The sequence below is a fragment of the Paraburkholderia sp. MM5477-R1 genome, from assembly GCF_050436385.1.
In the GTDB taxonomy this organism is placed as follows: Bacteria; Pseudomonadota; Gammaproteobacteria; order Burkholderiales; family Burkholderiaceae; genus Paraburkholderia; species Paraburkholderia tuberum.
This window is the reverse complement of sequence record NZ_JBNDMC010000003.1, coordinates 669,309-690,515: the sequence shown is the minus strand read 5'-3', so window position 1 is coordinate 690,515 and position 21,207 is coordinate 669,309. Positions and strand designations below refer to the sequence as shown.

19 protein-coding genes and 1 pseudogene are annotated in these 21,207 nt (G+C 64.9%); 9 read left to right on the top strand and 11 right to left on the bottom strand.

What is annotated here, in order from left to right; genetic code table 11:
- Nucleotides 1-42: 42 nt before the first annotated feature.
- Entirely contained in the window at nucleotides 43-945 is a 903-nt protein-coding gene (locus OKW35_RS06500) for an NAD kinase (RefSeq protein WP_184055543.1), read from the bottom strand.
- A 210-nt stretch (nucleotides 946-1,155) separates the two neighbouring features.
- Between OKW35_RS06500 and hrcA the strand changes: the two genes are divergently transcribed.
- The 3 genes from hrcA (at nucleotide 1,156) to OKW35_RS06485 (ending at nucleotide 3,843) form a co-directional block, all read left to right on the top strand.
- A complete protein-coding gene (gene hrcA / locus OKW35_RS06495; RefSeq protein ID WP_184062291.1) occupies nucleotides 1,156-2,175 on the top strand; it encodes a heat-inducible transcriptional repressor HrcA in 1,020 nt (339 codons plus the stop codon).
- 181 nt (nucleotides 2,176-2,356) lie between these two features.
- Complete coding sequence (gene hemH / locus OKW35_RS06490) at nucleotides 2,357-3,427, top strand: ferrochelatase (RefSeq protein WP_429335773.1); 1,071 nt, start codon at nucleotides 2,357-2,359, stop codon at nucleotides 3,425-3,427.
- Between the two features lie 8 nt (nucleotides 3,428-3,435).
- The gene (locus OKW35_RS06485) at nucleotides 3,436-3,843 is read left to right on the top strand and encodes an RNA-binding S4 domain-containing protein (RefSeq protein WP_018419480.1); all 408 of its coding nucleotides are present in this window, start codon (nucleotides 3,436-3,438) and stop codon (nucleotides 3,841-3,843) included.
- On the opposite strand, the gene OKW35_RS06480 is transcribed toward OKW35_RS06485, so the two are convergent.
- A complete protein-coding gene (locus OKW35_RS06480) occupies nucleotides 3,815-3,976 on the bottom strand; it encodes a hypothetical protein (protein ID WP_167368620.1) in 162 nt (53 codons plus the stop codon). The genes OKW35_RS06485 and OKW35_RS06480 overlap by 29 nt on opposite strands.
- 365 nt (nucleotides 3,977-4,341) lie before the next feature.
- Between OKW35_RS06480 and grpE the strand changes: the two are divergent.
- The 4 genes and pseudogenes from grpE to pabB all read left to right on the top strand — a co-directional run bounded on the left by grpE (nucleotide 4,342) and on the right by pabB (nucleotide 10,526).
- A pseudogene (grpE, locus tag OKW35_RS06475) lies at nucleotides 4,342-4,930 on the top strand (nucleotide exchange factor GrpE).
- A 332-nt stretch (nucleotides 4,931-5,262) separates the two neighbouring features.
- Nucleotides 5,263-7,212 carry a molecular chaperone DnaK gene (gene dnaK, locus OKW35_RS06470; protein WP_018419483.1) on the top strand — a complete coding sequence of 650 codons (1,950 nt, stop codon included), beginning with the start codon at nucleotides 5,263-5,265 and terminating at the stop codon, nucleotides 7,210-7,212.
- Nucleotides 7,213-7,481: 269 nt separating this feature from the next.
- Nucleotides 7,482-8,621 (top strand): molecular chaperone DnaJ, encoded by a 1,140-nt coding sequence (dnaJ, locus tag OKW35_RS06465; RefSeq protein ID WP_018419484.1) that lies wholly within the window; start codon nucleotides 7,482-7,484, stop codon nucleotides 8,619-8,621.
- Between the two features lie 18 nt (nucleotides 8,622-8,639).
- On the top strand, nucleotides 8,640-10,526 hold the full coding sequence (pabB, locus tag OKW35_RS06460; protein ID WP_429551527.1) for an aminodeoxychorismate synthase component I: 1,887 nt from the start codon (nucleotides 8,640-8,642) through the stop codon (nucleotides 10,524-10,526).
- 48 nt (nucleotides 10,527-10,574) lie between these two features.
- On the opposite strand, the gene panB is transcribed toward pabB, so the two are convergent.
- From panB to OKW35_RS06425, 7 genes are all read right to left on the bottom strand, one after another.
- Entirely contained in the window at nucleotides 10,575-11,390 is an 816-nt protein-coding gene (panB, locus tag OKW35_RS06455) for a 3-methyl-2-oxobutanoate hydroxymethyltransferase (RefSeq protein ID WP_429407373.1), read from the bottom strand.
- A 37-nt stretch (nucleotides 11,391-11,427) separates the two neighbouring features.
- On the bottom strand, nucleotides 11,428-12,108 hold the full coding sequence (locus OKW35_RS06450; protein ID WP_090803123.1) for a deoxynucleoside kinase: 681 nt from the start codon (nucleotides 12,106-12,108) through the stop codon (nucleotides 11,428-11,430).
- Complete coding sequence (gene folK, locus OKW35_RS06445; RefSeq protein ID WP_184062288.1) at nucleotides 12,105-12,647, bottom strand: 2-amino-4-hydroxy-6-hydroxymethyldihydropteridine diphosphokinase; 543 nt, start codon at nucleotides 12,645-12,647, stop codon at nucleotides 12,105-12,107. Before folK ends, OKW35_RS06450 begins: the two co-directional genes overlap by 4 nt.
- A gap of 51 nt (nucleotides 12,648-12,698) precedes the next feature.
- Nucleotides 12,699-14,330: a polynucleotide adenylyltransferase PcnB gene (gene pcnB / locus OKW35_RS06440; RefSeq protein ID WP_429551526.1), complete on the bottom strand. Its 1,632-nt coding sequence runs from the start codon at nucleotides 14,328-14,330 to the stop codon at nucleotides 12,699-12,701.
- A complete protein-coding gene (locus OKW35_RS06435) occupies nucleotides 14,327-15,013 on the bottom strand; it encodes an HAD family hydrolase (protein ID WP_429335779.1) in 687 nt (228 codons plus the stop codon). The genes pcnB and OKW35_RS06435 overlap by 4 nt, the downstream gene beginning before the upstream one ends.
- Nucleotides 15,006-15,758, bottom strand: coding sequence for a DnaA regulatory inactivator Hda (gene hda / locus OKW35_RS06430; protein WP_090803130.1), 753 nt, complete (start codon nucleotides 15,756-15,758; stop codon nucleotides 15,006-15,008). Before hda ends, OKW35_RS06435 begins: the two co-directional genes overlap by 8 nt.
- 74 nt (nucleotides 15,759-15,832) lie before the next feature.
- Nucleotides 15,833-16,036: a hypothetical protein gene (locus OKW35_RS06425; protein ID WP_184062286.1), complete on the bottom strand. Its 204-nt coding sequence runs from the start codon at nucleotides 16,034-16,036 to the stop codon at nucleotides 15,833-15,835.
- On the opposite strand from OKW35_RS06425, the gene purM reads away from it, so the two are divergent.
- Nucleotides 16,035-17,102, top strand: coding sequence for a phosphoribosylformylglycinamidine cyclo-ligase (gene purM / locus OKW35_RS06420; RefSeq protein ID WP_429551525.1), 1,068 nt, complete (start codon nucleotides 16,035-16,037; stop codon nucleotides 17,100-17,102). The two genes, OKW35_RS06425 and purM, sit on opposite strands and share 2 nt — an antisense overlap.
- A 121-nt stretch (nucleotides 17,103-17,223) precedes the next feature.
- Here purM and miaA read toward each other — a convergent pair whose 3' ends face one another.
- Both miaA and mutL read right to left on the bottom strand, forming a co-directional pair.
- The gene (gene miaA, locus OKW35_RS06415) at nucleotides 17,224-18,165 is read right to left on the bottom strand and encodes a tRNA (adenosine(37)-N6)-dimethylallyltransferase MiaA (protein WP_429551524.1); all 942 of its coding nucleotides are present in this window, start codon (nucleotides 18,163-18,165) and stop codon (nucleotides 17,224-17,226) included.
- Between the two features lie 47 nt (nucleotides 18,166-18,212).
- Entirely contained in the window at nucleotides 18,213-20,327 is a 2,115-nt protein-coding gene (gene mutL, locus OKW35_RS06410) for a DNA mismatch repair endonuclease MutL (protein ID WP_429551523.1), read from the bottom strand.
- Nucleotides 20,328-20,521: 194 nt separating this feature from the next.
- Between mutL and OKW35_RS06405 the strand changes: the two genes are divergently transcribed.
- Complete coding sequence (locus OKW35_RS06405) at nucleotides 20,522-21,193, top strand: VTT domain-containing protein (protein WP_176078921.1); 672 nt, start codon at nucleotides 20,522-20,524, stop codon at nucleotides 21,191-21,193.
- Nucleotides 21,194-21,207 lie beyond the last annotated feature (14 nt).

Genomic DNA, 21,207 nt, shown 5'->3' with positions numbered 1-21,207 from the left:
TTCGGGTGGCGGCCGCGGCGGCGTGCGAAATCAAAGTGCCGCTTACGGCCTCGGGTCTTCTTCGTGCGACGGGTACTCGTGCCAGTGCAGCTTCTTGCGTAACGTCGCATAGTAGCTGTAGCCGACCGGATGCAGCATCGGCACCGTGTGGCGCGAACGGCGCACCTCGATCGTGTCACCGAGCTCCAGCGACGTGAACGACTGCATGTCGAAATTGACGTTCACCTCGCGCCCGGAAACGATCTGGATGCTGACCTTCGATTCGTCCGGCAGCACGATCGGCCGGTTCGACAGCGCGTGCGGCGCGATCGGCACGAGCACGATGCCCTGTAGTTGCGGATGCAGGATCGGCCCCTGCGAGGACAGCGCGTACGCGGTCGAGCCGGTCGGCGTCGCGACGATCAGGCCGTCCGAGCGCTGGTTGTACATGAAGCGGCCGTCGACCGACACGCGCAACTCCGCCATGCCCGAGAAGCCGCTGCGGTTGACCACCACGTCGTTGAACGCGAGCGCGTGGTAGATCGGCGTGCCGTCGCGCACGATGCGCGCTTCGAGCAGCACGCGCTCCTCGCGCTCGAAATTGCCGGACAGCATCTGCGGCACGATCTCGCGCATGTCGGAGATCGGAATGTCCGTGATGAAGCCGAGCCGCCCGTGGTTGATGCCGATCAAGGGCGTGCGATACGGCGCAAGCTGGCGGCCGATGCCGAGCATCGTGCCGTCGCCGCCGAGCACCACGGCGACGTCGGCGCGCGCGCCGATCTCGGCGAGACGCAGCGCCGGATAGTCGGTCACGCCGATTTCGGCGGCGGTGTCTGCTTCGAACACGACTTCCAGGCCGAGCTTCGCGATGCAGGCGGCGAGCGCGGTCAGCGGCTCGCCGATGCCTGGCGTATTGCTGCGCCCGACGAGCGCGACGGTCTTGAACTGGCTGGTCACTTGCATGCCGGCATTACACCATAGGTAGGGCCTGAAAAGAACCGCAGACCAACCCGGTTGTGGGGCGGCGCACGCAGGGCGTCTGCGTATGTCGCGATTATCGTTAGAATGGTGAAGACCCGATGACATGCGAGCCCGCCGACGGCGGTGCATTCGCCGGGAGCGGGCGCCGCGGGCGCTCTCGGCTGCGACGCCAATGAGCTAAAATTTTTCGCCATGCTAGATCCTCGCGCACAAACCCTCCTCAAAACGCTGATTGAGCGCTACATCGCCGAAGGTCAGCCGGTCGGCTCGCGCACGCTGTCACGTTATTCGGGCCTCGAACTGAGTCCGGCCACGATCCGCAACGTGATGTCGGACCTCGAGGATCTGGGGCTCGTGATCAGTCCGCATACGTCGGCAGGGCGCATTCCGACGCCACGCGGCTACCGCCTGTTCGTCGACACGATGCTGACCGTCGAATCCGCCGCCGACGAGGAGGCGGTGACGCGCACCGTCAAGACCACGCTGCAGGTGGGCGAGCCGCAGAAGATCGTCGCCGCGGCGGCGAGCGTGCTGTCAAATCTGTCGCAGTTCGCCGGCGTCGTGCTCACGCCGCGTCGCAGCCACGTGTTCAAGCAGATCGAATTCATGCGCCTGTCCGACCAGCGCATTCTGCTGATCATCGTGACGCCCGAAGGCGACGTGCAAAACCGCATTCTCGCCACCCAGCGCGACTTTTCGCCTTCGCAGCTGGTGGAAGCCTCCAATTACATCAACGCGCACTTCGCGGGCCTCTCGTTCGACGAGGTGCGCCGCCGCCTGCGCGAGGAAATCGACGAGCTGCGTGGCGACATGACCTCGCTGATGCACGCGGCCGTCACCGCCAGCACCGACGAATCCGACACCGGCGAGACCGTGTTGATCTCGGGCGAGCGCAATCTGCTCGAAGTCGCCGATCTTTCGTCGGACATGGCGCGCCTGCGCAAGCTGTTCGATGTGTTCGACCAGAAGACCAGCCTCCTTCAGTTGCTCGACGTGTCGAGTCACGCGGCGGGCGTGCAAATATTCATTGGAGGCGAATCGAATCTGGTACCGATCGAGGAAATGAGCGTCGTCACCGCGCCGTACGAGGTGAACGGCAAGATCGTCGGCACGCTCGGTGTGATCGGACCGACCCGCATGGCCTACAGCCGCGTGATTCCGATCGTGGACATAACCGCGCGGCTGTTGTCCATGACGCTCAGCCAGCAGTAGTCCTCGGGCTCCGCGGAACTGGCGTCATCGCAGTCCGTGGCGATCATGATGCGCGAACGCGCGGTGTCTGCCAATCGTCCGAATGGCCAGGGGTCTCTGGCGGCGCCGGGCAGAACTCGCGCCGCTATAATGAATCTCCATTGAATCGACTCGCCGCAAAATGCGGTGATTTCTGCTACCTATGCGCTTCGACCTCGAGCGGCCTTCACAGAACGCCACGTCGCATCGCGTCGCCGTGTTGCTGATCAATCTCGGCACGCCCGACGCGCCGACGCCGCGCGCGGTGCGCCGCTACCTCGCGCAGTTCCTGTCCGATCCTCGCGTGGTCGAAATTCCGGCGCTGCTGTGGCAGCTCATTCTGCGTCTGCTGATTCTGCCGTTGCGCGGCCGCAGCTCTGCGAAGAAGTATGCGGCGGTGTGGATGCCCGAGGGCTCACCGCTGCGCGTCCACACCGAAAAGCAGGTCGAGGGCCTGCGCCATCTGCTGCAACTGAACGACTACACGGTGCTGGTCGACTACGCGATGCGCTACGGCACGCCCGGCATTCCGGCAATGCTGAACCAGCTGAAGCTCGCGGGCGCCGAGCGCGTGTTGCTGATGCCGATGTATCCGCAGTATTCGGCGTCGACCACCGCGACCGCGTTCGACGAAGCCTTTTCCGCGCTCAAGCGCATGCGCAACCAGCCGGAAGTCCGCACCGTGCGCCAGTACGCCGATCACCCGGCGTACATCGCGGCGCTCGCCGCACAGGTGCACCACTACTGGCATCTGCACGGCCGCCCCGATTTCGCGGCGGGCGACAAGCTCGTGCTCAGTTTCCACGGCGTGCCCAAGCGCACGCTCGACCTCGGCGACCCGTACCACGAGCAATGCCAGCAGACCGGCGCGCTGCTGATGCAGGCGCTCGATTTGACGTCGGTCGAATGCCGCATCACGTTCCAGTCGCGCTTCGGCAAGGCCGAATGGCTGCAGCCCTACACGGCGCCGACGTTGAAGGAGCTCGGCGCGGCAGGCGTGCGGCGTGCTGACGTGTTTTGCCCGGGTTTCACCGCCGACTGCCTCGAAACGATCGAGGAAATCGGCATGGAAGTGCGCGGCGAATTTCTGCAGGCGGGTGGCAAGGAGTTTCACCGGATCGCCTGTCTGAACGCGTCGCAGCCGTGGGTTGCCGCGCTTGGCGAGATCGTTGCGCAGCATCTGCAGGGCTGGCCCGTGCAGGCGGTGCCGGTGCCGCACACGACAGGAGCTTGAATACGCAGATGAACTACCGCATTTCAACCGAACCGGGCGCGAAACTGCGCATCGACAAATGGCTGTGGGCCGCGCGCTTCTTCAAGACGCGTTCGCTGGCCGCGGAGGCGGTCGACAAGGGGCGGGTGCGTATCGGCGGCGTCGCCGTGAAGCCGGCGAAGGACGTGCGTGTCGGCGATCTGGTCGAAATCGAGATCGAGCGCTACGTGTGGCAGGTGGAGGTGCTGGGCGTATGCGACGTACGCGGTCCGGCGAGCGTCGCGCAGACGCTTTATGTGGAAACCGCGCAGAGCAAGGCGAAGCGGCAGGTCGAGCAGGAACGGCGCAAGGTCTACCACGAGCCGGCCGCCGCGCTGCACGGCCGACCGACCAAACGCGACCGGCGCACTATCGACAGATTTTCAGGTGGGGATTGAGAAACTGCTCCACGGTGGCGTGTGCGCCGCCGTACTCGGTGGTGTGGTCGTTGACCGCACCGGACATGCAGATGGTCGTGGTGCCCGCGATCAGTACCAGTGCGACCACGCCGATTGCAAAGGTCAGTTTCACGGTACTCCCCTTGATGGGCTGAAACAGGCTATCGGAACGACTGTCAGGTGTCGGTAACGCTTACGTCAGATTAGGGTTAACGTGGCGTTGCTGCTCCATGACTGGAGAATAGGTCAGTTGCGGGCTGCACTCAATCTCTATCTGATTGCGCCACGGTGAGGCTTGTTACGGCGCATTTCGCCTGCACGTCGGTGGTGCGAAAAAACCCTCGACCCGCTTGAAACGGCTTTTTCAGGCCCCATCTGGGGTCCGGTCTGGCGGATCGGCGCGAAGACGCGTGTCGCGATTTTGCAAAGCATGAATCGTACTGTGTCGGAACGGCTTGCACCGCCTTTGGCTTTTACTTTTTAACGACTTTCAGCGACATGGAAAACACGCAAGAGAACCCGACGAGCCAGAATCCCACGCCCGCCGACGAAGCCGCGCGCCAGGCCGCCGAGGCGGCCGGGGCCGCTGCTCAACAGCCGGACACCGGCGCGCCCCGCGGAACCGGCCCAGGGTGCCGCCGAGCAGGCGCTGGCCGACGCTCAGGCGAAGATCGCCGAGTTGCAGGAAAGCTTCCTGCGCGCGAAGGCCGAAACCGAAAATGTACGCCGGCGCGCTCAGGAAGATGTCGCCAAGGCGCACAAGTTTGCGATCGAGAGCTTCGCCGAGCATCTGCTGCCGGTGGTCGACAGTCTCGAGGCGGCCGTCGCCCATTCGTCCGACGACTTGCAGAAGGTCCGCGAAGGCGTCGAGCTCACGCTGCGGCAGTTGAGCGGCGCGCTCGAGAAGGGGCGCGTCATGGCGATCAATCCGGTCGGCGAAAAGTTCGATCCGCATCGCCATCAGGCCATTTCGATGGTGCCGGCCGACCAGGAGCCGAACACCGTCGTCGCGGTGCTGCAAAAGGGCTTTGTGATCGCGGATCGCGTACTGCGTCCCGCGCTCGTGACCGTCGCGGCGCCGAAGTAATCACGTCGACAATCGCTCCGGGCGTTTGCGCCGGTGGCGTCTGCTGCGTCGCTTCGCCTCGCTACGTGCCGCAAAGATCCCATCGATTCAGGCACTTCCGGCGAACCACGCCGGGAGCGCCGCGCAGACTGACGGAGCGGGCTCGCAGCGAAGATTCAGGCGCCTCGCCCTGTGATTGAAAAAAATTAAAGACCGCATCGCAAAAGAGGTCTTGAAAACGATGTGGCCGCACTTATTTTGAGTGCAGGTATGAATTGAGAGCGGATCGTCCCGCCGCCAAATGGGTCAACCGGGCGCTTTCCGCAGCGATCAAAGTCAGGAGATTTGTAAAAATGGGCAAAATCATCGGTATCGACCTCGGCACGACCAACTCGTGCGTGGCGATCATGGAAGGCAACTCGGTCAAGGTCATCGAGAACTCGGAAGGCGCGCGCACCACGCCGTCGATCATCGCTTACATGGATGACAGCGAAATCCTGGTCGGCGCGCCGGCCAAGCGTCAGTCGGTCACGAACCCGAAGAACACGCTGTTCGCGGTCAAGCGCCTGATCGGCCGCCGCTTCGAAGAGAAGGAAGTGCAGAAGGACATCGGCCTGATGCCCTACAAGATCATCAAGGCCGACAACGGTGACGCATGGGTCGAAGTGCGCGACCAGAAGCTCGCGCCGCCGCAAATCTCCGCCGAAGTCCTGCGCAAGATGAAGAAGACCGCTGAGGACTACCTTGGCGAGACCGTCACGGAAGCCGTGATCACGGTGCCGGCGTACTTCAACGACAGCCAGCGTCAGGCAACCAAGGACGCCGGCCGCATCGCCGGTCTGGAAGTCAAGCGGATCATCAACGAACCGACCGCCGCGGCTCTCGCGTTCGGTCTGGACAAAGCCGAAAAGGGCGATCGCAAGATCGCGGTGTACGACCTGGGCGGCGGTACGTTCGACGTGTCGATCATCGAAATCGCGGACGTCGACGGTGAAATGCAGTTCGAAGTGCTATCCACGAACGGCGATACGTTCCTCGGCGGCGAAGACTTCGACCAGCGCATCATCGACTACATCATCGGCGAGTTCAAGAAGGAGCAGGGCGTCGATCTGTCGAAAGACGTGCTCGCGCTGCAGCGCCTGAAGGAATCGGCTGAAAAGGCCAAGATCGAGCTGTCGTCGAGCCAGCAGACCGAAATCAACCTGCCGTACATCACGGCGGACGCATCGGGTCCGAAGCACCTGAACCTGAAGATCACGCGCGCCAAGCTGGAAGCGCTGGTCGAAGACCTGATCGAACGCACCATCGAGCCGTGCCGCGTCGCGATCAAGGACGCGGGCGTGAAGGTCGGTGAAGTCGACGACGTGATCCTGGTCGGCGGTATGACCCGTATGCCGAAGGTGCAGGAAAAGGTGAAGGAGTTCTTCGGCAAGGATCCGCGCCGTGACGTGAATCCGGACGAAGCCGTGGCCGTTGGTGCCGCGATCCAGGGCCAGGTTCTGTCGGGCGACCGCAAGGACGTGCTGCTGCTCGACGTGACCCCGTTGTCGCTCGGCATCGAAACGCTCGGCGGCGTGATGACGAAGATGATCAACAAGAACACGACGATCCCGACCAAGCACGCGCAGGTCTACTCGACGGCTGATGACAATCAAGGCGCCGTGACGATCAAGGTGTTCCAGGGCGAACGCGAAATGGCAGCGGGCAACAAGCTGCTCGGCGAGTTCAACCTCGAAGGCATTCCGCCGGCACCGCGCGGCGTGCCGCAGATCGAAGTGAGCTTCGACATCGACGCGAACGGCATTCTGCACGTCGGCGCGAAGGACAAGGCGACCGGCAAGGAGAACCGCATCACGATCAAGGCGAACTCGGGTCTGTCCGAAGCCGAAATCGAGAAGATGGTGAAGGACGCCGAAGCGAACGCGGAAGAAGATCACAAGCTGCGTGAACTGGCCGATGCCCGCAACCAGGGTGACGCCCTCGTCCACAGCACGAAGAAGGCGCTGACCGAGTACGGCGACAAGCTCGAAGCTGGCGAGAAGGACAAGATCGAAGCCGCGTTGAAGGACCTCGAAGACACGCTGAAGAGCAACTCGAGCGACAAAGCCGCGATCGAAGCGAAGATCGAAGCGGTGGCCACGGCCTCGCAGAAGATGGGCGAGAAGATGTACGCCGACATGCAGGCTGCGCAGGGTGCCGAAGCGGCGGCGGGCGCGGCGGGCGGTGCCGGTGCATCGGCGGGTGCGAGCCAGCAGGCCGACGATGTGGTCGACGCTGACTTCAAGGAAGTGAAGAAAGACTAAAGCCAGGTCGGCATCCGACCGTAAAGCCGTGCACAGCAATGTGCGCGGCCCGGCTGCACGAGAACGGCGCCCCCGGGGCGCCCAAAGTGCAAGAGCGGTTTTCGCGCCTGGCGAGCCTTTTTGGGGCTCTCCGGGCACGTTCGTTTTATGGAGGGCGTTGTTTTGAACCGTGCCCTGGCGCGGCGCAGACAGCGGCCGGACGAGTCGTGAGACTCCACAGCATTCACAAGGAGCTACCGCGTCGCTTTGCGCGGCGGCGTTGAACCGATATGGCGAAACGGGATTACTACGAGGTTCTGGGCGTCGCAAAGAACGCGAGCGACGACGAAATCAAGAAGGCTTATCGCAAGCTCGCGATGAAGCACCACCCCGACCGCAATCCGGGTCACAAGGATGCGGAAGAGCATTTCAAGGAAGTGAAGGAAGCCTATGAAATGCTGTCGGATTCGCAAAAGCGCGCCGCGTACGATCAGTACGGTCACGCGGGCGTCGATCCGAACATGGGTGGGGCCGGCGCGCAAGGTTTCGGCGGCTTTGCCGATGCATTCGGCGACATCTTCGGCGACATCTTCGGCCAGGCGGCCGGCGGCGGCGCACGCGGAGGCGGCCGCGCGGGCCCGCAGGTGTATCGCGGCGCCGATCTGCGCTACAGCATGGAAATCACGCTCGAGCAGGCCGCGCACGGCTACGACACGCAGATTCGCGTGCCGAGCTGGGTTTCGTGCGAAGTCTGCCATGGCTCGGGCGCGAAGCCGGGCACCAAGCCGGAAACCTGCCCGACCTGTAGCGGCTCGGGTTCGGTGCGCATGTCGCAGGGCTTCTTCAGCATCCAGCAGACTTGCCCGAAGTGCCACGGCACCGGCACCTACATCCCCGAGCCGTGCAATCACTGCCACGGCGCGGGTAAGGTGAAGGAAACCAAGACGCTCGAAGTGAAGATCCCGGCCGGTATCGACGACGGCATGCGCATCCGCTCGGCCGGCAACGGCGAGCCGGGCATCAACGGCGGTCCGTCGGGCGATCTGTATGTCGAGATTCATATCAAGCAGCACTCGGTGTTCGAGCGTGACGGCGACGATCTGCATTGCCAGATGCCGATACCGTTCACTACCGCGGCGCTCGGCGGCGATATCGAGGTGCCGACGCTCGCCGGTCGCGCCAGCTTCACGGTGCCGGAAGGCACGCAGTCCGGCAAGACGTTCCGTTTGCGCGGCAAGGGCATCAAGGGGCTGCGTTCGAGCATCGCCGGCGATCTGTACGTACACGTGCAGGTTGAAACGCCGGTCAAGCTCACCGAAGCGCAGCGCGATCTGCTCAAGCAGTTCGAAAAGGCGCTCGTGGAAGGCGGTTCGCGGCATAGTCCGCAAAGCAAGAGCTGGTTCGATCGCGTAAAGAGCTTTTTCGATTGATTTGATTCGGCGGTCAGTATGACGGTGGACAGTCGCGGCGCGGCGTTCGCGCTGCTCGACGATTGCGGTGCAACGGCGGCGCTTCCGTCGAGCCGCTTGTACACGGGTTTCGTGCGCGAGCGGGTCTGCACGGAGGCGGCGCAGCTCGAAGCCGTGTGCGACAGCGTCGCGGCGGATACCCGGAGCGGTTTGCACGCCGTTGTGCTCGCCGATTATGAATTTGGCCGCGCGCTGATGGGTTTCGATGCGCGCCGGTCTTCTGAAACGCAGCGTGGCAATGCCACGCTGCGTTTTTTATTGTTCGAACGTTGTGCGAAGCTTTCGCGCGACGAGGTCGACGCGTGGCTGACGGCGCGGGACAACGGCGCTTTCGAGCCGTCGGTCGCGGGCACCGCGAACGTGCGCGAGAGCGTCGATCGCGCCGAGTTCGACGCGGCGATCGACGCGATTCACGCCGCCCTGCGCGCGGGCGATTCCTATCAGGTCAACTACACGTACCGCCTCGGCTTCGACGTGTTCGGCTCGCCGCTCGCGTTCTATCGGCGGTTGCGCGCGCGCCAGCCCGTGTCGTTCGGCGCGCTGATCGCGTTGCCGGACGATGCGTGGGTGCTGTCGTGTTCGCCCGAACTATTCGTCGAAAAGCACGGCCCGACGTTGCGCGCGCGGCCGATGAAGGGCACGGCGCCGCGCTCGCAAGATCCTGCCGTCGACCGGGGTAACGCCGAGTTCCTCGCGACCGATCCGAAGAACCGCGCCGAGAATGTCATGATCGTCGATCTGTTGCGCAACGATCTGTCGCGAGTCGCGCGGATCGGCTCGGTCAGCGTGCCGGCGTTGTTTTCGGTCGAGCCGTATGCGTCGGTGTGGCAGATGACGTCGACTGTCGAGGCGACGTTGCTCGACGGCACCTCGTTCGCGACGATCCTGCGCGCGCTGTTTCCCTGCGGCTCGATTACCGGTGCGCCGAAGCATCGCACGATGCAGTTGATCGACGAACTGGAAAGCACGCCGCGCGGGCTCTATACCGGCGCGATCGGCTGGCTCGATGCGCCGGGCGATGATCACGATTGCGGCGACTTTTGCATGTCGGTCGCGATTCGCACGTTGACGTTGACTGCGTCATCGGCGTCAGACGGTGGCACGAACGGTCTGCGCGGCAGCATGGGCATCGGCGCGGGCATCGTGCTCGACAGCGTGGCCGCCGACGAGCACGAGGAGTGTCGATTGAAAGCACGTTTTCTGATGGGCGCCGAGCCGGGTTTCGAACTGTTCGAAACGATGTTCGCGACGCGGGAAGACGGCGTACGGCACGTCGAGCGGCATCTGCGGCGCTTGTCGTCGAGCGCCGCGACGCTTGGCTTCGGGTTCGACGAAGCGCGCATTCGTGGGGAGATTTCAGCGCGGTGCGCCACGCTCCCGGCGCATATGCCGCATCGAATGCGGCTTGCTTTGAGCAAGAGCGGGGTGACCCAGATCTCGGCCGCGATACTTGCGCCGTTGGCGGATGCGATCGTTGGTGTTCTGCTCGGCCCCGAAGCGCAGTTCGCGCCGACCCACGCCGCCGATCCGCTGCTGCGCCACAAGACTACGCGCCGGGCAGACTACGACCGCGGCTGGCGCGAAGCCGAAGCGAAGGGCGCCTTCGATACGCTGTTTTTCAACGAACGGGGCGAACTGACCGAAGGCGGCAGGTCGAACGTGTTCGTGAAGCTCGCGGGACAATGGTGGACGCCGCCGCTCGCGTCAGGCGTGCTGCCAGGTGTAATGCGAAGCGTGTTGCTCGACGACGCGTCGGGCTTGCGGGCAGGTGAAAAAGTGCTGACACGGGCGGATGTGCTGAACGCCGAAGCGCTGCTCGTGTGCAACGCGTTGCGCGGCGCGGTGCCGGCACGGCTTGTTGGTTAGAGCACTGAAAAATACGGGAATGCCGCGCGCTCGCGCGGCAATGAAGCATCAGAACGTGTGCTCGGCGCCGGGAAACGTGCCGTCCTTTACCGCCCGCACATACGCCTCGACGGCCGCCTGAATATTCGGCTGTCCCTGCATGAAATCCTTCACGAAGCGCGGTCGCTTGCCAGGAAAAATCCCGAGCATGTCGTGCAGCACCAGCACCTGACCCGAGCAGCCGAGGCCCGCGCCGATACCAATTGTCGGAATGCGCAGCTGCTGCGTGACCTCGCTCGCGAGTTGCGACGGGATCGCTTCCATCACGATCAATTGCGCGCCGGCTTCCTGCACGGCGAGCGAATCGCGCAGCAGCTGGCTTGCGCCCGCTTCGGTCTTGGCCTGCACCTTGAAGCCGCCGAACGCATGCACCGACTGCGGCGTGAGACCCACATGCGCGCACACCGGAATCGAGCGCTCGACCAGAAACCGCACCGTGCCGGCGAGCCATTCGCCGCCTTCGAGCTTGACCATCTGCGCGCCCGCGCGCATCAGTTCGACCGAGCTCCTGAATGCGTCTTCGCGCGTGCCGTAGGTGCCGAACGGCAGGTCCGCGACGATCAGCGCCGACGGCCGCGCGCGCGCGACGCTCGCCGTGTGATACGCGATGTCGGCAAGCGACACCGGCAGCGTGGTCGCCTGGCCTTGCAGGACGTTGCCGAGCGAGTCGCCGATCAGCAGCACGTCGACGCCCGCGCGATCGAGCAGCGCGGCGAAGCTCGCGTCGTAGCAGGTGAGCATGGCGATCTTTTCGCCAGCGTCGCGCATTGCCTGCAGTTTCGGCACGGTGATCGCGCTCCGGCTCGCTTCCTGCAAATAAGTCATGGTCAATCCAGTGAAAAAAATGAACTAGCCGCGCCGCTTACAGCGACGTGGCTTTGACAAAGAATTCCTTGCGGCCGCGCATCGTCTCGATGCGTTCGGCGAGCAGCGCAAGGTCCGCGTCGGAGTCGAGCGGATTCAGGTGTTCGGCGTTGACCGTCAGCACGGGCGTGCGGTCGTAGTGGTAGAAGAATTCGTTGTACGCGTCGCACAGTGCGCGCAGATAGGCATCGGAAATCTGCAGCTCCATCGGCACCGCGCGCTTCTGGATGCGCGCGAACAGCACCTCTGGGCTCGCCTGCAGATAAACGACGAAGTCCGGCTCCGGCGCGCTGACGTCGAGCCGCACGGCAAGCGCGCGGTACAGCTGCCACTCGTCTTCCTGCAAGGTCAGACGCGCGAAGATGTCGTTTCGCTGCGTAATGAAGTCGGCGATCAGCGGCGTGCCGCTCGCCTGCGCGGCGCTGACTTCCTGCGCCTGCTGCGCGCGTTGCAATGCGAAGTGCAACTGCACCGGTAGCGCATAGCGCGTGGTGTCGCGATAGAAGCGTTCAAGGAACGGATTGTCTTGCGAGCGTTCGAACAGTTCGTGCATCGACCAGCGTTGCGCGAGGCGCCGCGCGAGTGAGGTTTTGCCGACGCCGATCGGCCCTTCGATCGCGATATAGCCGAACGGCGGGCGCAGTTGCGGCGCGGTGACCGTGAGCGGCGGCGAACTCATTCGCAACGGCCTTTTTCGGCGGAATTGCCGGTCAGCGCATTGAGCATCGGGCACTGGCAGGGCGAATTTACTTTCTCGATGCGCTGATCGCTCACGCTGTCGAGCAGCGCGGCGGCCCGGCCATGCAGCGGAATGACGATCGCCGCGTCGATCTCGACGAGCGGCACCAGCGCAAACGCGCGCTCGACGAGGCGTGGGTGCGGCACGATCAGATCGGCTTCGTCGATCGATTGATCGCCATACAGCAGGATGTCGAGATCGAGCGTGCGCGGCGCATTGCGGAACGGCCGCTCACGGCCGAACTGATGCTCGATCTTGTGGCACAGCGCGAGCAGATGCCGCACGGGGAGCGTCGTTTCCAGCTTCACGACGCAGTTGAAAAAGTCGTCGCCGCCCGCGTCGATCGGGGCAGTGCGATACAGGCTCGATTTGGCGAGCACGGTGATGGTGTGCTGTTGTGCGAGGCACACCACCGCGTCTTTCAGGGTCTGGCGCGCGTCCCCGAGATTCGCGCCGAGGCCAAGATAAGCAACCGTCATGGCATATCTTCCTGCAACTATCGTTTTGACGGCTTTTCCGCGAACGCCGCGTCAGTCTTCGTGCGAGCCTTCGAGGCCCGCGTCGTTGTCCGTGCGTTCGGCGGACGAGCCGCCCTCCACTCCGTCACCTGATTTGCGGCTTCTGGCGCCACCGCGCCGCCGTCGTTTTCTTGGGCTCCGGTCCTTCCCGCCTTGCGTGAGCAATGTCTCGCGCGCGGCGACGTCTCCTTCGATGAACTCCGTCCACCATGCACCGACCGACTCGTCGAGTTCGCCCGATGCGCAGCGCAACAGGAGGAAATCATACCCCGCTCTAAATCTTTGGTGTTCGAGCAGCTTCAGCGCGCTGCGCCCCGAGCGTTTTTCGAGGCGCAGCTGCAGGCCCCAGATCTCGCGCATGTCGGCCGAGAAGCGCTTGTGGATCGCGAGCTTTTCGGTCTGCATGTCGAGCACTTCGTCCATCGCGCGATGCAGCGCGGGCACCGGATACTCGCCTTCGGCCTCGAACTTCTGCCAGCGCTGCTGCACGTCGTGCCACAACAGCGTCGCGAACAGGAAGCCCGGCGACACCGGCTTGCCGGCGAGCACGCGTGCATCTGTGTTAGAGAGTGCCAGAGAAATGAATTTTTCGCCGGTCGGCTGCTCGAGCACGACGTCGAGCAGCGGCAACAGCCCGTGATGCAGGCCTTCCTGGCGCAGCCACTTCAGGCACGCGAGCGCGTGACCCGACAGCATCAGCTTCAGCATTTCGTCGAACAGACGCGCGGCGGGCACGTTGTTGATCAGATCGGCCATCTTCTCGATCGGCGCGCGCGTGGCGTCGTCGATGTCGAAGTCGAGCTTGGCGGCGAAGCGCACGACGCGCAGCATGCGCACCGGATCCTCGCGATAGCGCGTGACCGGGTCGCCGATCATGCGCAACAGGCGCGCGCGCATGTCGGCCATGCCGTTGTGGTAGTCCAGCACCGTTTGTGTGGCCGGATCGTAGTACATCGCGTTGATCGTGAAGTCGCGGCGCGTGGCGTCCTCGTGCTGTTCGCCCCACACGTTGTCGCGCAGCACGCGGCCGCTCGCATCGACCGCGTGGGTGCGGCGGTCGAGCTCGTCGCGCTTCAGACGCTTCGGCGGCGGCGCGTCGGCCGCGGGCGGATCGACCAGCGCGCGGAACGTCGAGGTTTCGATGATTTCCTGGCCGAACTGCACGTGCACGATCTGGAAGCGCCGGCCGATGATGCGCGCGCGGCGGAACAGCTTCTGCACCTGTTCGGGAGTCGCGTCGGTCGCGACGTCGAAGTCTTTCGGCTTGACGCCGAGCAGCAGATCGCGCACCGCGCCGCCGACGATGAACGCACGGAAGCCCGCCTGTTGCAGGCCCTCGGTCACGCGGATCGCATTGCGCGAGATCAGCGTGGGGTCGATGCCGTGCACGTCGTGCGGAATGATGACGGGTACGTCCGGCTCGCGCGGCGCTTGCGCGGCAGCAACGGCACTTGCGGACTTGCGGCGCGGCCGCGCGGCCGTGCCGGAAGCGGTCGTGCCGGATACGGTCGTGCCGGATACGGACTTGCCGCGCGCCGGCGGCTTGCCATTGGCATTGCCGTCGACGCTGGCGGCGGCGGAGAGCGTGTCGTCAGCGGTCGCCGTGTCCTGGCCGAATAGCTTGCGGATGAGTTTCTTGATCACGAGGGTTGGAAGAGTTCGAGGATGCGCCAGCCTTTGGCTTGCGCATGGGCGCGCAACGTGTCGTCCGGATTGGTCGCGATGGGATCGGTGACTTTTTCGAGCAGCGGGATGTCGTTGTGCGAATCGCTATAGAAATAGCTGTGCTCGAAGTCGCTCCAGCTCTTGCCGAGCGACGCGAGCCACGTTTCGGTGCGCACGATCTTGCCTTCCTTGTAGCTCGGCGTGCCGGTGGGGCGACCGGTGTAGGCGCCGTGCGGCTCCCCGCCGACGGTCTCCGCCTCGCACGCGATCAGCGTGTCGACGCCGAACGCCTGCGCGATCGGCCGCGTGATGAACTCGTTGGTCGCGGTGACGACGCAGCACAGGTCGCCCGCTTCACGATGCTGTTTCACGAGTTCGAGCGCCACCGGCTGGATGGCCGGCGAGATGACCTCGTGCATGTACTGCGCGTGAAAGTCAGCGAGCTGCGCGCGTGTGTACTTCGCGAGCGGCGTCAGCATGGCGATCAGATAAGCGTGAATGTCGAGCTTGCCGGCCTTGTAGTCGGCGTAAAAGCGATCGTTTTCACGGGCGAAATTTTCGGCGTCGACCATGCCTTTTTTCACCATGAAGCGGCCCCATTCGTGGTCGCTGTCGGTGGGAATGAGCGTGTGGTCGAGATCGAAGAGTGCAAGGTTAGCCATGGGCGCCTATTTTACTTGAAGCGGGAAGAGCGGCGTGTGAACCCGGTGCGGCGGCGGGGTCGGGCGACGCGAGCATCGTGCGCAACAGCGGCAGCGTGACCGCGCGTTTCTGTTCGAGCGAGAAGCGGTCGAGCGCGTCGAGCAGCGCCATCAGGCTCGGCATGTCGCGGCGAAAGTGCGTGAGCAGGTAGGCGGGCACGTCGTCGGCCAGCATGATGCCGCGCTCGCGCGCCGCGCGTTTCAACACCGCGGCCTTCGCGTCGTCGGGCAACGGCGCAAGGTGAAACACCAGTCCCCAGCCGAGGCGCGTGCGCAAATCTTCGCGCACCGTCATGCCGATCGGCGCCGCGTTGCCCGCGGCGACGAGCGCGCTGGTCGGATGCGCGCGCACTTCGTTGAACAGGTTGAACACGGCGATCTGCTGCGCGGCCGACAGCGCGTCGCAGTCGTCGATCGCATAGAGCGCGACGCGCGGATCGAAGCCGAAGGCGGCGAGGCTGCTTTGCGGCCCGGCGAAGCGCGCATGCCCCGGCGGCGCTTCGTGCACGAGCGCCTGCAGCAGGTGCGTGCGGCCGCTGCCGGCTTCGCCCCAGATGTAGAAGGTGCGATCGGCGACCGGTCCGGAGGCGAGCGCGTCGTCGAGCTCACGCAGGCGCGTGACCAGCTCGGCGTTCGCGCCGGCGAAGAAATTGTCGAATGTCGATGGCGGCGGGGTGCCGAGATCGAGCGTCAGTTGACGAAGCACAGTAGGTTAATGCCGAAAATGAGGCTCAGGCCGCGAGTGGCCCGGACCTCGGGGCCTGGAAGGTTGCCAGGCGCTCAGTTGTCGTGAAGCGTGCTCGCCGGGTCGTGAGGCCGCGCGTCGCGAAGCACGGCTGGCGCAATTGCGCGGGTCGGCGGCGCCGGAATCGGGGTGTCGTGTTGCAATGTCGTTTCCAGGATATCGTCGGAACGCGTGAATTCCAGCCAGGCGGCCAGCATCGGGTAAAATCGCATTTTACCGACCTTCGAGCTTTTCCCCATGAATCAACCGAAATCCGCCGAGCATTCAACCGATTCGGCCCAAGGTTTGTCGTATCGCGACGCCGGCGTGGACATCGATGCGGGTGACGCCCTCGTCGACGCCATCAAGCCCTTTGCCAAGAAGACCCTGCGCGACGGCGTGCTGGGCGGCATCGGTGGATTCGGCGCGTTGTTCGAAGTGCCGAAGAAGTACAAGGAACCGGTGCTCGTGTCCGGCACCGACGGCGTCGGCACCAAGCTGCGTCTGGCGTTCCAGCTGAACAAGCACGACACGGTCGGCCAGGATCTGGTCGCGATGAGCGTCAACGACATCCTCGTGCAGGGCGCCGAGCCGCTGTTCTTCCTCGACTATTTCGCCTGCGGCAAGCTCGACGTCGGCACGGCGGCGACCGTCGTGAAGGGCATTGCGCACGGCTGCGAGCTGTCGGGTTGCGCGTTGATCGGCGGCGAAACCGCGGAAATGCCGGGCATGTACCCGGACGGCGAATACGACCTGGCTGGTTTCGCGGTCGGCGCGGTGGAAAAGAGCAAGATCATCGACGGCAGCAAGATCGCGTCGGGCGACGTGGTGCTCGGGCTCGCGTCGAGCGGCATCCATTCGAACGGCTTTTCGCTCGTGCGCAAGATCATCGAGCGTGCCGATCCCGATCTGAACGCGGACTTCGACGGCCGCACGCTCGCCGACGCGCTGATGGCGCCGACGCGCATCTACGTGAAGCCGCTGCTCGCGCTGATGCAGCAGATCGAGGTCAAGGGTATGGCGCACATCACGGGCGGCGGCCTCGTCGAGAACATTCCGCGCGTGCTGCGCGAAGGCCTGACGGCCGAGCTCGACCATCGCGCGTGGCCGCTGCCGCCGCTGTTCTCGTGGCTGCAGAAGCACGGCGGCGTCGCCGATGCGGAAATGCACCGCGTGTTCAACTGCGGTATCGGTATGGCGGTGATCGTGTCGGCCGCGGATGCCGAAGCGGCGATCGGTCTGCTGTCCGCGGCGGGCGAGCAGGTCTGGAAGATCGGCACGGTCCGTGAAAGCGCAGCGGGTGAAGCGCAGACGGTCGTGGTTTAAAGGTTGACGAGGGCGGCGTGCCGCAATGGTGCGCCGCGCAGGCCTCGAATCCTTTGCTTCACATTTCCCGCTTCAAATTCCTGCTTTACGTCCCTCCGATTCCCCCACGCTGATCGGCGCCTCAAACCAGCGTTTCGATCAACTCTACCACCCGCGCCGTCGCGTGCGGATCGCAGCAATCCACCACCTGTCTTTCCGGCATGCTGCGCAGCCACGTGAGCTGCCGCTTGCAGAGTTGCCGCGTCGCGAAGACGCCCTTGTCGCGCATGGTCCGATAGTCGACCGCGCCATCGAGGTATTCCCACACCTGCCGATACCCGACGCAGCGCATCGACGGCATCTCGGGCAGCAGGTCGCCGCGCGCGCGCAGCTTCACCACTTCATCGACGAAACCGTGCGCGAGCATCGAATCGAAGCGCTGCTCGATGCGCGCGTGCAGCACGCCACGCTCGGACGGCTCCAGCGCGACCGGCACGAAGCTTGCCGATGCGGCGTCGTCGATGCGCGCGGGCGCGGCGAGCAGCGTCGACATCGGCTGGCCGGTCAGCATGAACACTTCCAGCGCGCGCTGGATGCGCTGCGAGTCGTTCGGCGCGAGACGCGCGGCCGTGACCGGATCGAGCGCGGCGAGCCGCGCGTGAAGCGCCGGCCAGCCGTCGCGGGCGGCGTCGGCGTCGAGTCTCGCGCGTACTTCGGCATCGGCGGCGGGCAGGTCGTTGAGCCCCTGCGTGAGCGCCTTGTAGTAAAGCATCGTGCCGCCGACCAGCAGCGGCAGCCGCCCGCGCGCATGAATTTCTCCGACGAGCCGCAGCGTATCGGCGCGAAACTGCGCGGCCGAGTACGAGTCGGCCGGATCGACGATATCGATCAGATGATGCGGCGCGACCGCGCGTTCTTCCGCGGTCGGCTTCGCGGTGCCGATGTCCATCTCGCGATAGACGAGCGCCGAGTCGACGCTGATGATTTCGACCGGCCGCCGCGCGGCGAGCGCGAGCGCGGCGGCGGTCTTGCCGGACGCGGTCGGGCCGAGCAGGCACGGGATGGGGGTAGGGTGTGACGTCATGGGCAAGCGGGCGCGCGGCGCAACGGTGTGATCGAAACGCAGCGCCATTACTGCCCGCGCATGAACAGCCGATCGAGATCGGCCAGCGTCAGCTGATACCAGGTTGGACGCCCGTGGTTGCACTGATCGGCGCGCTCGGTCGCTTCCATCTGGCGCAACAGCGCGTTCATTTCGTCGAGCGTCAGACGCCGGTTCGCGCGCACCGCGTGATGGCACGCGAGCGTGCCGAGCAGTTCGTGCTGACGCTCGGTCAGCACGCGCGAGCCGCCGAATGCATGCAGATCGGACAGCACCGCGCGCGCCAGCGCTTGCAGGTCGGCGTCCTTCAGCAACGCGGGGACCGCGCGGATCGCGAGCGTGGTCGGCGACAGCACCGCGAGGTCGAAGCCGAGCGCATCGAGCGTATCGCGCTCTTCCTCGACCGTGCCGATTTCGACCGGATCGGCCTGCATCGTCTGCGGGATCAGCAGCGGCTGCACGGCGATCGCGCGGTCGGCGAGCGCGCTCTTGAACTGCTCGTACAGGATGCGCTCGTGTGCCGCATGCATGTCGACGATCACGAGCCCATGGCGGTTCTGCGCGAGCACGTAGATGCCGTGGACCTGGCCGAGCGCGAAGCCGAGCGGCTGGTCGTCGGTGGCGTCGAATGCGGGGGAAGCCGGGCGCGGCGCGAACGGCGCTGCGTCGTATGGCGACGTCGTGTCGGTTGCGGAGTCGCGCGCTTCGAACAGCGACGCGCCTTCGACCCGGCCGGCAAGCGGATCCTTGCGGCCGAACAGCGCGTCGTAACCGGCGAGCGGTTGCGCGACCGGCAGCGTGCCTTGCGTCATGCGTGCCTGGCGCATCCACGTATTGCCAGGCTGCGAGGCGCCCGGGGCGCCGAAGCTGCTGAAGCCGCTGCCGCCGCTGCCGCCGCCAAGGACGCCGCGGTTTCCCGCGCCGAAGCCCGCGCCGCTCGAAAGACCGGCGCCCGCGCCAATGCCGTCGCCTACGCCGCTTGTGACACCCGGCGGCGTCGAACCAGATGAAGCCGGTCCACCGGCCGACGGTTCCAGGTGCGCCGCATGCCCGCCCGCCGTCGTTTCAGGCGACGCGCCCGCGTGCCGCGCGAGCGCGCGCTGCACCGCATGGAACACGAACTGGTGGATCGAGCGCGAATCGCGGAAACGCACCTCGATTTTCGACGGATGTACGTTCACGTCGACGCCTTCGGGCGGCAAATCGAGGAACAGCACGTACGACGGATAACGCTCACCGTGCAGCACGTCTTCATACGCGGCGCGCACCGCGTGCGTGAGCAGCTTGTCACGCACGAAGCGGCCGTTGACGAAGAAATACTGTTGATCGGCGCGACCGCGGCTCGCGGTCGGCAGACCGGCGCAGCCGTAGATCGCAAGCGGACCGGCGGATTCGCCGAGCGGCAGATGGGCGGTCGCGAACGTCTCGCCGAGAATCTTCGCAACCCGCGCGGGCGGCTCGCTCGCGTTCCAATGCTCGACGGCCTTGCCGTTGTGCAGCACCGAGATCGCGACGTCCGGCCGCGCGAGCGCGGCGCGGCGGATCTGTTCAAGACAGTGGCCGAGTTCGGTCTGTTCGCTTTTCAGGAATTTGCGGCGTGCCGGGGTGTTGAAGTACAGCTCGCGGACTTCGATCGTCGTGCCCTGGGTGCCAGCGGCGGGACTCAGCACGCCGGTTTCCGCGTCGATGCGCACCGCGTGCGGCACATCTGCGGTGCGGCTCGTGATGCTCATCTGCGCGACCGACGCGATCGACGCCAGCGCTTCGCCGCGGAACCCGAGCGTCGCGACCGCTTCGAGCTCGGCAAGCGAGCGGATCTTGCTGGTCGCATGGCGCGTCAGGGCGAGCACGAGTTCGTTCTCGGGGATGCCGCAGCCGTCGTCGGTGATCGAGATGCGTTTGACGCCGCCTTCGTCGAGCAGGATGCGCAGCGTCTGCGCGCCCGCGTCGAGCGCATTCTCGAGCAGCTCCTTGACTACCGACGCCGGCCGCTCGACCACTTCGCCTGCGGCGATCTGGCTGATCAATTGATCGGGGAGCGGCTGGATGGCGCGCAACGGACGCGGCGCGGGCGCCGCGCGGGAGGCGTCGGAAGGTGCGGCCGCGGCCGCGGTGCCCGCAGGCGTTTCGGAGAATTCGGACATGGCGAAATTATAGCGACTTGGCGCACGCCGCCCGCGCAGACGCCCAACCAGCAGATTTTCATTCGACCCGAGGCACTTTCGGTATCATGTCGCGGTCAATTCGCAGCGGTCGGCCCGCCGCTCGCTGCGCCTGTTGCAGGGTCGCGCGGTGGCCGTTTTCCCTCTACGCATACACTGGTTTAAAAGGACGTTCCTTGGATACGCTGCTACATTTCGCCAATCTTGTCCTGCACATCGACAAGTTTCTCGGAGACTTCATTCAGGTGTACGGTGCCTGGGTCTACGCGGTGCTGTTCGCGATCGTGTTCGCCGAAACGGGGCTCGTGGTGCTGCCGTTTCTGCCGGGCGATTCGCTGCTGTTCATCGGCGGCGCGTTCTGCGCGACCGGGCAGATGCATCTCGGACTGCTGATCCTGTTGCTGCTGGTGGCGGCGGTCTCGGGCAATACGACCAACTATCTGATCGGCCGCGCGATCGGACCGCGCGTGTTCAATACGCACATTCCGGTGCTCGAGCGCTTTCTCGATCGCGCCGCGCTGCAGAAGACGCACAACTTCTATGAGAAACACGGCGGCAAGACGATCGTGCTCGCGCGTTTCATCCCTGTCGTGCGGACGTTTGCGCCATTCGTCGCGGGCGCGTCGTCGATGACGTGGAGCCGCTTCCAGATGTTCAACGTCGTCGGCGCGCTGTTGTGGGTGCTGCTGCTGACACTGCTCGGCTATTTCTTCGGCAACATCCCGTTCATCCGTCAGTATCTGAACGTGATCGTGCTGGTCGGTATCGGCGCGGCGATCGTACCGATCGTGCTCGGCGCGCTGTGGAAGATGCTGCGCAAGAATGGCGCGAACGCGAGTACCCGTTGATGACGAGTTGTTTG

What these genes read in the sequence shown, in the direction of transcription:
- OKW35_RS06485 (WP_018419480.1), top strand. Translation starts at nt 3,436, where the DNA reads ATGAACTACCGCATTTCAACCGAACCGGGCGCGAAACTGCGCATCGAC.
- folK (WP_184062288.1), bottom strand. Translation starts at nt 12,647, where the DNA reads ATGACGGTTGCTTATCTTGGCCTCGGCGCGAATCTCGGGGACGCGCGC.
- dnaJ (WP_018419484.1), top strand. Translation starts at nt 7,482, where the DNA reads ATGGCGAAACGGGATTACTACGAGGTTCTGGGCGTCGCAAAGAACGCG.
- OKW35_RS06450 (WP_090803123.1), bottom strand. Translation starts at nt 12,108, where the DNA reads ATGAGTTCGCCGCCGCTCACGGTCACCGCGCCGCAACTGCGCCCGCCG.
- dnaK (WP_018419483.1), top strand. Translation starts at nt 5,263, where the DNA reads ATGGGCAAAATCATCGGTATCGACCTCGGCACGACCAACTCGTGCGTG.
- purM (WP_429551525.1), top strand. Translation starts at nt 16,035, where the DNA reads ATGAATCAACCGAAATCCGCCGAGCATTCAACCGATTCGGCCCAAGGT.
- OKW35_RS06435 (WP_429335779.1), bottom strand. Translation starts at nt 15,013, where the DNA reads ATGGCTAACCTTGCACTCTTCGATCTCGACCACACGCTCATTCCCACC.
- pabB (WP_429551527.1), top strand. Translation starts at nt 8,640, where the DNA reads ATGACGGTGGACAGTCGCGGCGCGGCGTTCGCGCTGCTCGACGATTGC.
- panB (WP_429407373.1), bottom strand. Translation starts at nt 11,390, where the DNA reads ATGACTTATTTGCAGGAAGCGAGCCGGAGCGCGATCACCGTGCCGAAA.
- OKW35_RS06500 (WP_184055543.1), bottom strand. Translation starts at nt 945, where the DNA reads ATGCAAGTGACCAGCCAGTTCAAGACCGTCGCGCTCGTCGGGCGCAGC.
- miaA (WP_429551524.1), bottom strand. Translation starts at nt 18,165, where the DNA reads ATGACGTCACACCCTACCCCCATCCCGTGCCTGCTCGGCCCGACCGCG.
- mutL (WP_429551523.1), bottom strand. Translation starts at nt 20,327, where the DNA reads ATGTCCGAATTCTCCGAAACGCCTGCGGGCACCGCGGCCGCGGCCGCA.
- hemH (WP_429335773.1), top strand. Translation starts at nt 2,357, where the DNA reads ATGCGCTTCGACCTCGAGCGGCCTTCACAGAACGCCACGTCGCATCGC.
- hrcA (WP_184062291.1), top strand. Translation starts at nt 1,156, where the DNA reads ATGCTAGATCCTCGCGCACAAACCCTCCTCAAAACGCTGATTGAGCGC.
- OKW35_RS06425 (WP_184062286.1), bottom strand. Translation starts at nt 16,036, where the DNA reads ATGGGGAAAAGCTCGAAGGTCGGTAAAATGCGATTTTACCCGATGCTG.